This is a genomic window from Streptomyces sp. NPDC041940, assembly GCF_055589465.1.
The window spans coordinates 305404-319557 of record NZ_JBVJBP010000007.1 but is presented as its reverse complement, the minus strand read 5'-3'; the positions used below and the strand labels follow the sequence as shown (position 1 = coordinate 319557).

At 74.4% G+C, this 14154-nt stretch carries 9 protein-coding genes; 3 read left to right on the top strand and 6 right to left on the bottom strand.

All coding sequences use genetic code 11. The features are described from left to right. Positions 1 to 7 precede the first annotated feature (7 nt). Both ACZ6I3_RS15725 and ACZ6I3_RS15720 read right to left on the bottom strand, forming a co-directional pair. A complete protein-coding gene (locus tag ACZ6I3_RS15725) occupies positions 8 to 4345 on the bottom strand; it encodes an HAD-IC family P-type ATPase (protein WP_469414998.1) in 4338 nt (1445 codons plus the stop codon). A gap of 16 nt (positions 4346 to 4361) precedes the next feature. Continuing rightward, the gene (locus tag ACZ6I3_RS15720) at positions 4362 to 4940 is read right to left on the bottom strand and encodes a hypothetical protein (RefSeq protein WP_469414996.1); all 579 of its coding nucleotides are present in this window, start codon (positions 4938 to 4940) and stop codon (positions 4362 to 4364) included. 254 nt (positions 4941 to 5194) lie between these two features. On the opposite strand from ACZ6I3_RS15720, the gene ACZ6I3_RS15715 reads away from it, so the two are divergent. From ACZ6I3_RS15715 to ACZ6I3_RS15705, 3 genes are all read left to right on the top strand, one after another. Further along, positions 5195 to 7084, top strand: coding sequence for a protein-arginine deiminase family protein (locus ACZ6I3_RS15715; RefSeq protein ID WP_469414995.1), 1890 nt, complete (start codon positions 5195 to 5197; stop codon positions 7082 to 7084). A 200-nt stretch (positions 7085 to 7284) separates the two neighbouring features. After that, complete coding sequence (locus tag ACZ6I3_RS15710; protein ID WP_469414994.1) at positions 7285 to 8949, top strand: alkaline phosphatase D family protein; 1665 nt, start codon at positions 7285 to 7287, stop codon at positions 8947 to 8949. A gap of 55 nt (positions 8950 to 9004) precedes the next feature. Continuing rightward, positions 9005 to 10372: an alpha-lytic protease prodomain-containing protein gene (locus ACZ6I3_RS15705; RefSeq protein ID WP_469414993.1), complete on the top strand. Its 1368-nt coding sequence runs from the start codon at positions 9005 to 9007 to the stop codon at positions 10370 to 10372. A gap of 7 nt (positions 10373 to 10379) precedes the next feature. On the opposite strand, the gene ACZ6I3_RS15700 is transcribed toward ACZ6I3_RS15705, so the two are convergent. From ACZ6I3_RS15700 to ACZ6I3_RS15685, 4 genes are read right to left on the bottom strand one after another with little or no spacing between them, the layout of a single operon-like run. After that, positions 10380 to 11552 (bottom strand): serine hydrolase domain-containing protein, encoded by a 1173-nt coding sequence (locus ACZ6I3_RS15700; protein WP_469414992.1) that lies wholly within the window; start codon positions 11550 to 11552, stop codon positions 10380 to 10382. After that, complete coding sequence (locus tag ACZ6I3_RS15695; RefSeq protein WP_189729781.1) at positions 11549 to 12466, bottom strand: DUF6895 family protein; 918 nt, start codon at positions 12464 to 12466, stop codon at positions 11549 to 11551. The genes ACZ6I3_RS15700 and ACZ6I3_RS15695 overlap by 4 nt, the downstream gene beginning before the upstream one ends. Next, positions 12463 to 13425, bottom strand: a complete 963-nt coding sequence (locus ACZ6I3_RS15690) for a DUF6895 family protein (protein ID WP_469414990.1) — start codon at positions 13423 to 13425, stop codon at positions 12463 to 12465. The genes ACZ6I3_RS15695 and ACZ6I3_RS15690 overlap by 4 nt, the downstream gene beginning before the upstream one ends. Next, positions 13422 to 14009, bottom strand: coding sequence for a hypothetical protein (locus tag ACZ6I3_RS15685; RefSeq protein ID WP_469414988.1), 588 nt, complete (start codon positions 14007 to 14009; stop codon positions 13422 to 13424). The genes ACZ6I3_RS15690 and ACZ6I3_RS15685 overlap by 4 nt, the downstream gene beginning before the upstream one ends. Positions 14010 to 14154 lie beyond the last annotated feature (145 nt).

The following is a 14154-nucleotide window of genomic DNA, read 5'->3' as shown; positions in this document are numbered from 1 at the left end:
CCGCCCGCTACGCCACCACCGGCCGGGCGATCCCGCTGTGCAGCAGCTCCCGGGCCTGCTGGGTCAGGTCCCCCAGGCGCAGGGCGAGGCGTGTCAGGGCCTCGTAGAGCACCTGGACGGCCCGGAGGTGTTCCAGGCGCGGGGCCAGGGCCGAGAGGCCGATGGCCAGGGCCACGCCCGCCCACGCCACCGGGCCGAGCGGGGTGCAGCCGAAGAAGTGGCTGACGCCGGGTGTCTGGACGAGGGCGGCGAGTACGGCGGCCGAGCCGAGGGCCGTCACCCACACGAGCGGGCTGCGGCGGCGGCCGGAGAGGGTCTGGACGAGCTGGGCGCCGACCACGCCGCACAGGGCCATGGTGGTGGACCGGCGTTCGGTGCCCGGGGTGAGGCGGCCGATGAGGTACGCCGTGACCGCGCCGAGGCAGGTGGTGATGCCCCGGCGCCGGATGGAGCGCAGCAGCGGGGCGCCGAGGACGCCCAGGCCCATCGGCCCGGTCGCGGCGTGCTCCGCGGTCGAGGGGTCGTCGCTCGGCGTGACCGCCACCGCCATGGCCGGGAACATGTCGGTGAGCAGGTTGACCAGCAGCAGCTGACGTGTCGACAGGGGTGAGGCGCCGGCCAGCAGGGTGCCGAGGACACTGAAGCCGACCTCGCCGGCGTTGCCGCCGATGAGGATGCTCACCGCGTCGGCGACGCTGCGCCACAGGGCACGGCCCTCGGCGACCGCGTCGACGAGGACGGACAGGTCGCCGGTGGTGAGCACGAGGTCGGCGGCGTTGCGGGCGGCCGCGGAGCCGCGGGACTCGACGCCCACCCCGACATCGGCGGCGCGGATCGCGGCGGCGTCGTTGGCTCCGTCGCCGGCCATCGCCACGACCCGTCCGGCCTGTTGCAGGGCCTCGACGACGTGCAGCTTCTGCTCGGGTGCGACCCGGGCGATGACGCCCGCGCCGCGCAGGACCCGGACGCGTTCGCGGCGTTCCATGGCCACGAGTTCGTCGCCGGTCACCGCCTCGGTCTCCTCCGGCCAGCCCAGTTGCAGGGCGATGGCGCGGGCGGTCTCGGGGTGGTCGCCGGTGAGCATGACGGGCAGGATGCCGGAGCGGCGGAGTTCCGCGAGCAGGGCGTGCGAGGTGTCGCGCGGGACGTCGGCGAGGGCGACGAAGCCACTGAACTCCAGGTCGGCGAGCGGCGCGTCGAGCTCGGCGTCGGCGTCGTCGGCCCGGCAGGGGCGCCGGGCGACGGCGAGGACGCGCAGTCCCTTTCCCGCCAGTTCGTGGGCGGTGTCGGTCGCGTGGCCGGGGAGGTCCCGGCAGGCGGGCAGGATCGTCTCCGGGGCGCCCTTGACGACGAGGAGTTCACCGAAGTCGGGGTCGCCGTCGCGGCCGACCGCCGCGGCGTAGCCCCGCCGTGTCTCGAAGGGCAGCTCGCCGGTCGGGGTCCAGCCCTCGTCGGGCGGGGCGACGTCGAGGACGGCCTCGTCGGTGGCGTGCGCGACACGGCGGCCCTGTCCCGTCTCCTCCTGCGGGCAGGCGCGTGCGGCCAGGCGCACGACCGGCAGGGCCTGTTCGGTGCCGGTCTCGAGGACGGTGCCGTCGGCGGTGGCGACGCGGACCAGGCGCAGTCTGTTCTCGGTGAGGGTGCCGGTCTTGTCGAAGCAGACGGTGTCGACCCGCCCGAGCGCCTCCAGGGTGCGCGGGGTGCGGACCAGGACGCCACGCCGGGACAGCCGGCGGGCGGCCGCCATCTGCGCGACCGTGGCGACGAGCGGGAGACCTTCCGGCACGGCGGCGACGGCCACCGCGACACCGCCGCTGACGGCGCGTCGGACGGGGCTGCCGCGCAGCAGGGACAGTCCGGTCACGGCGGCGCCGCCCGTGAAGGTCACCGGCAGTGCCTTGCGGGTCAGCTCCTGCAGCCGGGCCTGGACGCCGGCGGGCGGCGGGGTGCGGGCGGCGAGGGTGACGGCGCGGCCCGCCTCGGTCTGGTCGCCGGTGTCCACGACGAGCGCGAGGGCGCGTCCGGCCACGACGGTCGTGCCCTCGAACACCATGCAGGCGCGCTGGGCCACCGGCAGTCCGGGCGTGGCGTCGACGGCCTTGGACACGGGCAGGGACTCGCCGGTGAGTGCCGACTCGTCGACCTCGAGACCCTCGACCTCAAGGAGCCGCGCGTCGGCGGGTACGACGTCGCCGGCGCCGAGGCTGATCTCGTCGCCGGGCCGCAGCCGGGTGGCGTCGACGGTGACGGTGCGCCGGTGGCTGTCCTGCTTGCGGGCCTTGGGCTGCTGCCGGGCGGCGAGTCTGGCCAGTGCCTGTTCGGCGCGCAGCCGCTGGAGTCCGCCCGTCACGGCGTTGAGGTCCATGGCGCCCACGACGAGCATGGCGTCGACGACGGAGCCGAGCAGCGCGGAGGCGACGGCGCCCGTGGCCAGGACAGGGGTGAGCGGATCGTCGAGTTCGCGGCGTACGGCACCGGCCGCCTGCCAGGTCCAGCGGGCGGGCGTCACGGCCGGGTGGCGGATCAGGCGACCGGCCTGCTGTCTCGAGCGGTCGGCGAGCAGGGCGAGTCCGCGGGGCTCGCCGTCGCGCCCGGCGCGTCCCAGCCGGTCGCGGACCTCGTGGGGTTCCAGGGCGTGCCAGGGGATGTGCAGTCGTGGCGGGGGCGGGGTGGCCCGGGCCACCTGGGCGGCGGCGAGCCAGCCGGTGAGCAGGGCGCCCGCGGCGGCGATGTTGACGGGGGCGTGCCGGGTGAGGGGCCACATTCCGAGCCGGCCCAGGCGCTGTCCGCCGCGGGCGACCAGGAGCCCCGACAGGGCGGCGCCCGCGCGGGCCAGTGTCTGCGACCGGCGTCCGACGCGCCGGGCCGCGGGGATCGCCGTCAGCAGCCGCCAGACGTCGGCGAGGCCGCCCGGGGCCAGCGCGTCGACGCCCCAGGAGACGGCGGCCCGTCCGTCGGTGAGGGCGATGGCCACGTCTCCGGCGGGCAGTCCGGCCGCCACGTGTCCGTCTCCGGACTCGTTCAGGCGGGCGACGGTCACGACCACGTGCCCGTCCTTCTGCAGGGCCCGTACGACGTCTCCGAACGGCTTCGCGCCCGGGGCGACCTCGTCGGCGAGCCGGACGATGTCCTTCAGGTCGGAGCCGCCGGCGATCACGACGTGCAGTCCTGCCCTGCGGGCGGCGTCGAGGACGGCCTCGGCGTAGGGGTGGACCGGGTCGTCGGGCAGCCCGTCGGAGTCGTCCTCGGTGTCGTCCCGCCGGCTGCGCAGGGCGTCGGCGTGCAGGACGAGGGCGTCGGCGATCTCCAGTTGCCGCAGGCGCTCCCCGTTGCGCAGAAGGATCCCGGCGTGGGCGAGGAACGTGCCGAGGGTCGCGCCGAAGGCGGCCGGTCCGTACCGGGCCGCCTTCGGGGATCCCGCCAGGACCGCTTCGGCCGCGTCGCTCGCCCTGTGCGTGACGAGGAGGGTGGCGGCGGCGCCGGCGACGCTGCCGGTGCTGGCGTGGGAGGCGTACTCCGCGGCGGGCGTCACCTTGAGCGGCGGCCGGGTGTCCGCCGGGCAGGGCAGGCTGGCGCGCCGTTCGTGGACGATGTCGTCGTGCAGTGCCTCGAAGGCCGCGGCCCTGGCCACGGCCTCGGTCATCTGGGTGCCGCGCAGGGCGGCGTCGAGCACGAGCGCCAGCGGGGTCTGGCCGGCGCTGTGTGCGGCGGCGTTGGCGGCGGCCAGGACGAGTTCCATGCCGGAGGTGCCGAACCGCTCCCGGAGCAGGGCCCTGAAGCGGGGGTTCTCGCGCAGCAGGGTGACGGCCGCGGTGATGATGCGGGAGGTGGGCGGCAGGCGCAGGGACCTGCCCGCGAAGGCGCCGGCCGCGCCGGCGGCGTCCAGCAGGATCGCCGCCGCGGTGACGCGCACCTCGGTGGGGTCGCCGGGGTGGCTGGTGTCCCGGGCGTTCGGGTCGGTGCCCTCGCCGAGGCCGAGGCGGGCGGCGAGTGCGGTGGCCCGCTCGGTGACGCGGTCGGTGGCGGCGTCCTCGGCCACGGTGATCACCATGCGGGACAGTCCCTCGTCCCAGTACGCCGTGAGCACGTCGGGGTGGTCGAGCAGTTCCTCCGCCATCTCGCGGGCGATCGCGCCGACCTCGCCGTCGGAGCGCCGCAGGGCCAGGTGGACGCGCTGTCCGGCCTTCCAGTGCTGTCCGCCGGTCAGGGCGTTGCGCGCGACGTTGCGCACGCGCCGCGTGGTGTCGTAGACGGACGTCACTCCCTGGGCGGTGCCGCGGACGGCCCCTGCGGCCGCACCGGCCACGGCCCCGACGAGCGGGGCGACGTCGAAGCGTGTGAGCATGTGGCGCTGTCCCGACTCAGCCGGTGGACCGGCTGTCGTGTCCGTGTGGGTGAGCGTGTTCCCGGTCCGGCTCCTCGCCGTGCGCGTCGTGGTGCGCGGTGGCCTCGGCGACCTGCTTCAGCGCGGAGGCGGTGGCGGTGTCGCCCACCTTGGCGGGCTGTTCGTGGACGTGCTGTTCCGGCTGGTCGTGCCGGTAGTGGGACGCGGCGAGTCTGCCGCCGGGGCCGTACTCGGAGGTGTCCTGATCGTCCGGGGTGGCCTGGGCGCCCTTGCGGCGTTCACCGGTCCGGGCGGTCCGTGTGCCGCCGTCGGGTGACGCGCCGTCCCGCTTCTGCCCGGGCCGGGGCCGCGTCAGCCAGGCGACGGCGGCGCCGGTCAGCGCCACCGGCCACTCCACCACTCCGGCCACACCGAGCACACCGGCACCGGCGTAGACGGCCATCCTGCGTCCGCGCGGCGACACCGCGCCGACCTTGTCCAGGGCTCCTCCGGCCACCTTGCCCACCTGCTCCGCGCCCGGCAGATGCCTGAGGCCCGAGGCGACGGCCCGCAACGGCTGCGGAAGATCAGACGAACGTGATGTCTCCTGGTTCATGTCGACCTCCACAGGCGCGTTGTTCAGCGACTTCAACCGGTTTCCCAGCCCTTTGCCCCATATTCCGTCTTTGCGGTGGTTGGCGCTTGTCTTGTTCGGCCGAGGCCCGAGGAGGAGGGCACGGCCGCCCGGTAGATCCATCGATGTAGCCGGCACCTCGGCGCACAGCACGATGTACGGCTCGCCTGGGCGGAGGAGCATGGTCTGCGGACGTCCTCCCGTACCGGCCTCCGATCTGCCCGAGGAGACTCGTCATGCCCGAAACACCGAGGGCGCGCCTGCCGCGCCGCGTCGCGGTGGCCACCGCGGTCCTGCTGCTCGCGGCCACAGGGACGACGGCGGCCGCGCAGAAACCGCCGACCGCCGCGGACCTGCGCGCCGATGTGAACCAGGACGGCCGCGTGGATGTCGCGGGGACGTCCGACGAGGCGGGCGAGGAGGTGTGGCGGCCGGGACGTGGCGCGGTCTTCCTCGCGAACGTCGACGACGACGCGCGGCGCTGCCGGATGCGCCCCGGAGATCTGGACCGTATCGATCCGGCCGTGGACGAGCGCCTGGCGGCCTGCCACGACGGGGCCGACGAGCGGGTGAACGGGGAGCGGGACGAGGCGGACCTCGCCCCGTTGCGCATCCCGCCGGCGCCGGTCGGCGAGGACGCGTCGGGGCGGGTGGAGGTGGCGGCGGCGCAACGGCCGTACGTCCGTCTGTTCGTCAGACGTGACGGGGCACTGCGGGTCCCGCGCGGACCGCTGACCGCTGGTGAACTGCGGGCCGGTGCCGAACTGGCCCTGGAGGGGCGCGACATCGTCCGCGACCCTCGGCGCTGGGACGGCGAGGTCACCGTCACCCTCACCGTGACCGACCGCGGGCGCACCACGTCCGACCGGGTGCGGCTGAAGGTGGCGCCCGTGCTGTTCCAGAACGATCTGCAGCGCGCCGAGCGCGTCTTCGCGGCCGAGCCGGGCCCGGGCCGCGGTGTCGCGCCCGGCCCCTGGGGTGTGGGCGACGTCTACCGGCCGAGGGAGTGGAGGCCGTTCGCCTCCTCCCTGGTGCGGGCGGCGGGCGCCGCGGGGCTGTCCCGGCGGGACGTGACCTTCACGCCCGGTACGGAGCAGTGGTGGCGGGACATCTGGCGGCAGGACATGGTCGAACCGGCGGTGGCCGGCGTCCCGGGGCCCGGTGGACGGGTGCACAGCATGCGGGTGCTGCTGCGCGCTCCGGTGCTGTGGGCGCCGCCCCGGGGAGGAAAGACCACCCTGAGCCGGTCGGCCCGGCTGCTCTTCCGTGACTTCCGCGGGCCCGACGTCGGGGTCGTGCAGCAGTTCACGCCGGGGCGTGAGCCGAGCGGCGTCGATCTGCAGAACTTCACCGGCAACTTCGAGTCCGTACCGCCGTACGAGGGTCACCCGCACGGGCGGGTGCTGTACGGCACGGCCCCGCGCCACGCGCCCGATCCGGCGTTCGTGCGGATGATCGAGGCGCAGGGCAGGCAGCCGGCCCTCACCATCGACACGTCGTGGCTGCTGGTCGGCCATGTGGACGAGACGGTCCACGTCGTGCGGGCCGAGAACGAGCGTGGCTGGACCCTGGCGGTCGCCGACCCCCGGAAGGCGATGGAGCTGCTGCGGCAGGCGCAGCGCGCCGGGGAGGGCGGGCAGCGGCTGTTCGCGGACACGAGCGCGGAGCGCAAGCCGACCGTCGACGCCCTGCTGGCGGACGACGCCTTCCGCACCGGCAACGAGGAGGCGGCGCGCCGCGTCGACGACCAGATCGCCGTGCTGCTGCGGGAGACGGGGCTGTCCCGGCGCGACCTGGTACGGGTGCCGGTGCTGTACAAGACGCTCGGGGCGGAAGCGGACGGGCCCATGGGCGCGATCGCCTACTCCCCCAGCATCGCCAACGGTCTGTCCCTGACCGCCCGGGACTACGCCGCGCCCGATCCGCACGGGCCGAAGGTGCGCGGCCGCGACCTGTTCCGCACCGCCGCGCAGAAGGCCCTGGCCGCCGGCGGAGTGCGCGTGCACTGGGTGGAGAACTTCGCCTGGTCCCACCTGGCGGGTGGAGAGGTGCACTGCGCGACGAACGCCCTGCGGGACGCGTCCGGGGACGCGCGGTGGTGGAACACCGACCCGGGCGGCCGATGACCCTCGCTCCCCCTCACTCCCCTCCGCCGCCGGCCGACGCCGGCGGCGGAGGCGTTTACGGCCTCTGGTGTGAACGCCCCGCAGGTCGCGCCCGCTTTGGGCATTTTGTCTGCTTAGCATGCATGCTCCGCGCTCCGCACGTCGGCGATGCCCCACGCGTCCGCCCGGGGGCGCCACCGCCCTGGACGAGAGGACACCAGATGACGCTGACGGGCCGTCGAAAAGCACCGTCGGAGCATGCCTTCTCCCCGCACGACGCGGTCCTGCGCAGCGCGGCGCCGCACGTCGCCCGCCGCCGCTTCCTGACCGTCACCGCGGCGGCGGCGATGCTCGCCTTCACCACCAACCGGCCGGCCCGCGGCGCCACCTCCGCTCCGGAACTGGACGCCGCCCGGGTCTCCGACGACCCGTTCACCCTCGGCGTGGCCTCCGGCGATCCGCTGCCCGACTCGGTGCTGATCTGGACCCGGCTGGCCCCCGAGCCGTTCACCGCGGACGGCGGCCTGGGCCAGGAGCGGGTGGCCGTCTCCTGGGAAGTGGCCACGGACGAGTGGTTCGCGCTCGTCGAGCAGCGGGGAGTCGCCACGGCGCATCCCGAGTACGCCCACAGCGTGCACGTCGACATCAAGGGCCTGAGGCCGGACAGCCACTACTACTACCGCTTCCGGGTGGGCAGCTGGATCAGCCCCACGGGCCGCACCCGTACGGCACCGGCCGCGGGCAGCGCCGTCGACGGCATGCGGCTGGCCGCCGTGGCCTGCCAGGCCTACCAGGACGGCTACTACACCGCCCACCGGCATCTGGCGGAAGAGGACGTCGACGTGGTGTTCCACCTCGGCGACTACCTGTACGAGTACCCGGTGGACTCCGCCGGCGGGGCCCGCCGCTACAGCGACCGCAAGCTGCCCGACGTGTTCAACCGCGAGACGCTCACCCTCGCGGACTACCGGCTGCGCTACGCGCTCTACAAGAACGACCCGGACCTGCGCGCCGCACACGCCCGGCACCCGTTCCTCGTCACCTGGGACGACCACGAGACGGAGAACAACTACGCGGGCGCCTTCGACGAGAACGGCACCTCCCCGGAGCAGTTCCTGGCGCGACGCGCCGCCGCCTACCGGGCCTACTGGGAGAACCAGCCGCTGCGCGCCGAGCAGCTTCCGCAGGGCCCCGACGCCCGGCTGTACCGTCGGCTGGCCTGGGGGTCGCTCGTCCAGTTCGACCTTCTCGACACCCGCCAGTACCGCACCGACCAGGCCTACGACGACCGGCCGCACGCGCCGGGCACCGAGTCGGACGACCCGGCCCGCACCCTGACCGGCGCCGCGCAGGAACGCTGGCTGCTGGACGGCTGGCGGAGTTCCGGCGCGCTGTGGCACGTGATGCCGCAACAGGTGTGCTTCTCACAGCGCAAGTTCGACGTGACCGGCCCGGCCCGGGTCTCCATGGACGCCTGGGACGGCTACCGCGGCTCCCGCGACCGGGTCACGGCGGGCGCGAAGGCCGCCGGCATCGACAACTGGATGGTCCTCACCGGCGACGTCCACGTCGGGTACGCCTTCGACATCAAGGACGACTTCGACGACCCGCAGTCGAAGACGCTGGGCACGGAGTTCACCTGCACCTCCATCTCCAGCGGCGGCAACGGCACCGAGAAACCCGACAACTGGGACACCTATCTGCGGGCCAACCCCCACATGAAGTACTACGACGGCCGGCGCGGCTACGTCCGGGTCGAGCTGGGCCGCGCGAACGCCCAGGTCGACTTCCGGACCGTCCCGTCCATCACCCAGCCCGGGGGCACCGTCTCGACGACCGCTTCCTTCGTCACGGAGGTGGGTTCGCCCGGCCTGAAGACCGCGTGAGGCGCCCGGTTCCCGCAGTACCGCAGTTCCACCGTGATCGAAGGAGACACATCGCATGGTCCACAGACACGTCGTGACCGGTCGCCGGGCGGCCCTGACCGCGCTCGGCGCACTCGTCGCCGCCGGGCTCCCCTCCGCCGTGGCGGCCGAGCCGGCGCCCCCGGCGGGCCCGCTGCCCTCGGCCGCCCAGACCCTCGGCGCCGACCGGCCGTCGGCTCCGGTGCTGCGTGCCCTCGAGCGTGACCTCGGGCTGACCCCGGCCCAGGCGTCCCTGCGGCTGGTCAACGAGGCCGAGGCGGGCACCCGCGCGGGGCGGCTGCGCAACGCCCTGGGCAACCGCTTCGCGGGGGCCTGGCTGCGCGGCACGACAGCGCAGGAGCTCGTGGTGGCGACCACCGCCACCGCGGACGTGCCCGCCATCAAGGCCCAGGGCGCCAAGGCCGCCGTCGTGAAGAAGACGCTCCGGGACCTCCAGGCGGCGAAGAAGAAGCTGGACGGGGCGGCGGCCCGCGCCGACACCCGTGACACTCCCCTGTGGTACGTCGACGTTCCGGCGAACCGGGTCGCTGTGCAGGCCCGGAGCAAGGCCGCGGCCGCCGCGTTCGTCAAGGCCGCGGGCCTCGACGCCAAGAGCGTGGGCGTCACGGTGACGGCGGACCGGCCGCGCCTCCTGGCGGATGTCACCGGCGGCGACGCCTACTACATCAACGGCAGCGCCCGCTGCTCGGTCGGGTTCTCCGTCACCAAGGGCGCGCAGCAGGGCTTCGCCTCGGCCGGCCACTGCGGCAAGAAGGGCGCCACGACGACCGGGTTCAACCAGGCGGAGCAGGGCACCTTCCAGGCCTCCACGTTCCCCGGCAAGGACATGTCGTGGGTGGCCGTCAACGACCAGTGGACGACCACGCCGAACGTGAAGGTCGAGGGCGAGCAGAAGGTGCAGGTCACCGGATCGGTCCAGGCGCTCGTCGGGGCCGCCGTCTGCCGCTCCGGCTCCACCAGCGGGTGGCACTGCGGCAAGGTCGAGCAGCACGACGCCAGTGTGAGCTACGCCGAGGGCAGGGTGGACGGACTGACCCGGACGACGGTGTGCGCCGAGCCGGGCGACTCCGGCGGACCCTACGTCGCGGGCGTCCAGGCGCAGGGCGTGACCTCCGGCGGTACGGGCGACTGCAAGAGCGGGGGCACGACGTTCTATCAGCCGGTCAATCCGCTGCTCAGCGCCTTCGGCCTCACCCTGAAGACCGCCGCCGTCGAAGCCGCGGCACCGCAGGGCAGTGTCGCGCAGACGTGGGCCGCCGGCCGTGTCTACGAGGCCGGTGTCACGGTGAGTCACGCTGGGGTGCGCTACCAGTGCCTGCAGACCCATCAGGCCCAGGGCGCGTGGGCGCCGACCGGCACTCCGGCCCTGTGGCAGCGGGTGTGACGACGGGTCAGGGCCGTCCGGCGCCGGCGCGGCACTCGCCGTGGGCGCCGGGCCGGTCCCGCTGCTCCTCCGTCAGCAGCCCGTACGCGGCGGCCAGGAACGGGTCGTGGCCGCGGAAGCGGCGGGTGCACACCGCGGCCAGGGCAGTGCCGGTGTCGGGGCGGAAGCCCAGGAACGTCTGCTGGCCGAGGGTGGCTCCGCTGTGGAAGTACATCGGTCCGCCGTCGGTCGGGTGACAGAACCAGGCGGTGGTGTGGACGTGCCGGTGGCCGACTCCCCGGCGGAGCACGGGTCGGCGCACCTCGCGCAGGGCCGCGGCGAGTTGTGGTGAGGGGCCGGCGGGGTCCAGATGGGCCTCGAGGAAGGTGAGCAGGTCGTGCGGTGTGGCCCGTACGGCACCCGCCGCCTGGAAGCCTCCGGCGTCGAAGGGGGGCACGGGTGACCGGCCGTCCGTGCCGTGCCCGAGTGCGTCGAAGCCGGAGTCGTCCGCGCGCAGGGTCGTGCCGTGCAGGCCGATCGGGTGCAGGACCTGGTCGGTGAGCAGGTCCTCCCACGGTGTGCCGGTCGCGGCGGCGAGTGCGTGTCCGAGTACGGCGACGCCGTAGTTGGAGTAGCGCCACCGGGTGCCGGGGCGGTGGCGCGGCCGGTGACGCAGGAAGGCGTCGACGACCCGGGCGGCCGGGAAGCGACCGTAGGGGTTGGTGTGCCAGGCGGGCAGGGCCCGGAGGAGGAAGCCGGGCGGCAGGGCGGGCAGTCCGGACGTGTGGGTGATCAGATGAGTGAGCGTCACCGGATCGGCAGCGGTGGGCCGCCCCCTGCCCAGGAGGGTGATGGCCGGTTCACCGCCGGACAGCAGTCCACTGTGGACCAGCCGGGCCAGCAGCAGTCCGGTGAACGTCTTGGCGGCCGAGCCGGTCTCGTACCGCAGGTTCTCCCGGGACAGCGGCGGGGGCGGGGCGGTACCGCCGCTCAGCACGGTACGGCGGCCGTACCGCGAGAGGGCGAAGACGACGTCCGGCGCGTCGGCCGCGGTGACGGCGTCCGCGAGCCGCGCGCCGAGCGGTCCGTCATCGGGGGCTGGATCCGGCGCCCGGACGGGCGGAGCGGAGTCATCGGCCCCGGGCGCGGCGCGAGGGGCGTCCCGTTCGCCCTGCCGCGAGGCGTGCCGGCGGGGCGTCACGAGGCGTGTGCCAGGCGGGACAGGGAGCGGGAGGTGGCCAGTACGGAGGCGTAGGCGGCGACCAGGGTCGGGTGGTAGACGATGTCGAACACCTCGTCGGGGGCGCCCTCGGGCATCGTCCGCAGGGCAGGCATGGCCCCGTCGGGCTGCTGTGCGGCGGCGAAGCCCTCCCAGGCCCGTTCGTCCAGGGTGGGGCGGGGCAGGCAGGCGTCGACCACGAGCAGCTCGCCGAGCAGGTCCCAGCGCTCCAGGTCCAGCCAGTCGTCGATCCAGACGGGCAGCCAGGTCGCGAGGTAGTCGGCGGTGGCGGGCGGCAGGCCGTCCGGGTTCTCCCCCCAGTCGGTCAGGTGGAACACGTTGTGCGTGACGTCGTAGGCGATGTGGCCCTCCACCGTCCAGGGCTCGGGGGTGCGGGCCAGCCAGGTGGTGTCCCGCAGTTCGGCCTCCGCAGGGCGCGGCGGGAGACCGAACCGGCGCTGGAACGCGGACAGTCCGAGCCTGCGGGTGGGGGTCGCCTCGAACGACACCCAGCTGTCCAGCCGGTGGTTCAGGGCGGCGGCGCGCTCCACCTCCGGCTGGCTGTAGCCGAGTTCCTTGAAGGGCAGGTACACCTCGAACGGGATGGGGGAGATCGGCTCCGTGAGCTGCCCGCGCACCAGCATGCGGCCGCCGTCCAGCGTCTCGCGCCAGGCGTGGTCGAGGAGTTGCCGGGCCAGCTGTGCCTGGCGCGATCCCGCGACCCCCTCGCGGAAGAGCACCTTGCAGATCATGGCGAGTTCGCCGATGGGCTTGAAGCGCTCCAGGAAGCCGACCTCCGGGTCGACGTCGGGTTCCAGCTGGAATCCGTCGCGGTGGGCCCACAGCCATTCCAGGGCGCCCGCTCCAACGTTGTGGATCAGGCGGGTGTCGGTCATCCCAGCGCTCCTTGTCCGCCGGGCCGGTGATGCGTGCCCGCCCGGGCTCCGTCCTCGAGACGCCCTGTGGTCAGGGTTGCCGCGAAGGCGGCCATGAGGGTGGGGTGGTAGTGGGTGAGGAAGTCCGGGCCGCCGTCGTGGTCCGTTCCTCCCCCTTGCTCCGGGATGGCGCCGGAGGGGTGCTGTACCGCGGCGACCCGTGCCCAGGCGTCGTCGAGGACGGCGGGTTCGGGCAGCAGGGGCAGGCTCGCCGCCACGGCCAGAAGCTCGCAGCCGAGGTCCCACATCCCGGCGTCCAGACAGGTGTCGAGCCAGGGCGGCAGCCAGTCGGCCAGGTAGTCGGCCACGTCCGGTGGTACACCCCCGGGCCCGGCGCGCCCCCAGTCGGTGAGGTGGAAGACCACGTGGGTGAGGGAGTAGCCAGAGGACTGCTCGAAGGTCCAGGGCTCGGGCAGCCCGGCCAGCCAGGTGTGCCGCAACGCCTGCGGCAGCGCGTCGGAGGGCCGGATGCCGCTGCGGGTCTCGGCGTTCAGGACGCCGAGCCGCCGGGTGGGCTCCTGCTCGGTGAGCCGCCAGCCGCGCGTGCGGGCGACCGTGGCGGTGGCCGCCTCGTAGCCGGGGTGGCGCAGGCCCGCCGCGGCCATGGCGGCATACACCTCCAACGGGTACGTGGCGAAGGGCTCCAGCCGTTGCAGGCGCACGAACAGCTCGCCCCGGCCGGTCTGTTGCCACGCGAAGGCCATGAGGTCGGCCGCGCACGCGTGGAGCGGATCCGGGGGCGCGGTGTGCCGGGACACGGTCGCGCACACCTGGGCCAGTTCCCCGAGCGGTTTCCAGCTGCGGTTCACCTGTCCGTCGGCGGCCAGCGCGTCCTCGCCCAGCGCGAACTGCTCACGATGCGCCGACACCCACGCCAGCGCGTCCTTAGCCACCTGCCGTGGCCCCCGTACGTCCCTCACACGAACGCTCCCGTCCGTGTCAGCCGCGCGGCCTTCACCTGCAGCGCGACGAGCGGGTCCTGACCGCCCATCAACTCCACGAAGTCCAGGCCGTTCTCGAGCCCCAGCGTCCGCGGTACGCCGTCCAGCAGGGTCAGCCAGCGGCCGGCGCCGGCCGCCTGCCGCCAGTCCCTGCGGCGTACGGCGCGCACGAATCCGCGGGCGACGTCGACCGGCCGGTGCACGGCCGCGCGGGCGACCGCGCTGTCCTCGCCGGGAAGGGCGAGGGCGGCCAGCACCGCGAGCTGGTGCGTCAGGAGTTGCCAGGTCGCGCCCTCGAGCCAGACGGCGTCGGGTTCTTCGTCCGGGCCGTCGGCGTGGTCCGGGTCGAGCCGCCGCAGCGTGCGTCGCATGGCCCAGTGGCTCCACACGACGGTGGGGGCGGCCTGGGCGCCGGGCGGGTAGGTCTCCACGGCCTTCCGGAACACGGCGAGTTCGTCGGGCGGGGGCGGGGTGTGCACCAGGGTGCTCGGCAGCAACGCGTCGGCTCCCAGTACACGTACGGCCGCGAGGGCGAGGCCCTCCGCTTCCGGGTCGACCGCCACGGGGGCGGCCGCACGAGCGTGGGGGGTGGTTCGGCCAAGAGGAAAGAAAAACAAAAAGAAGGGACCCGCCCCCCCCTCCCCCACACAAAAAAGACCCCGGCATCTTCTCCTTTTTCCCCTCCACCCCCCCCCACCCCCCTTCGGT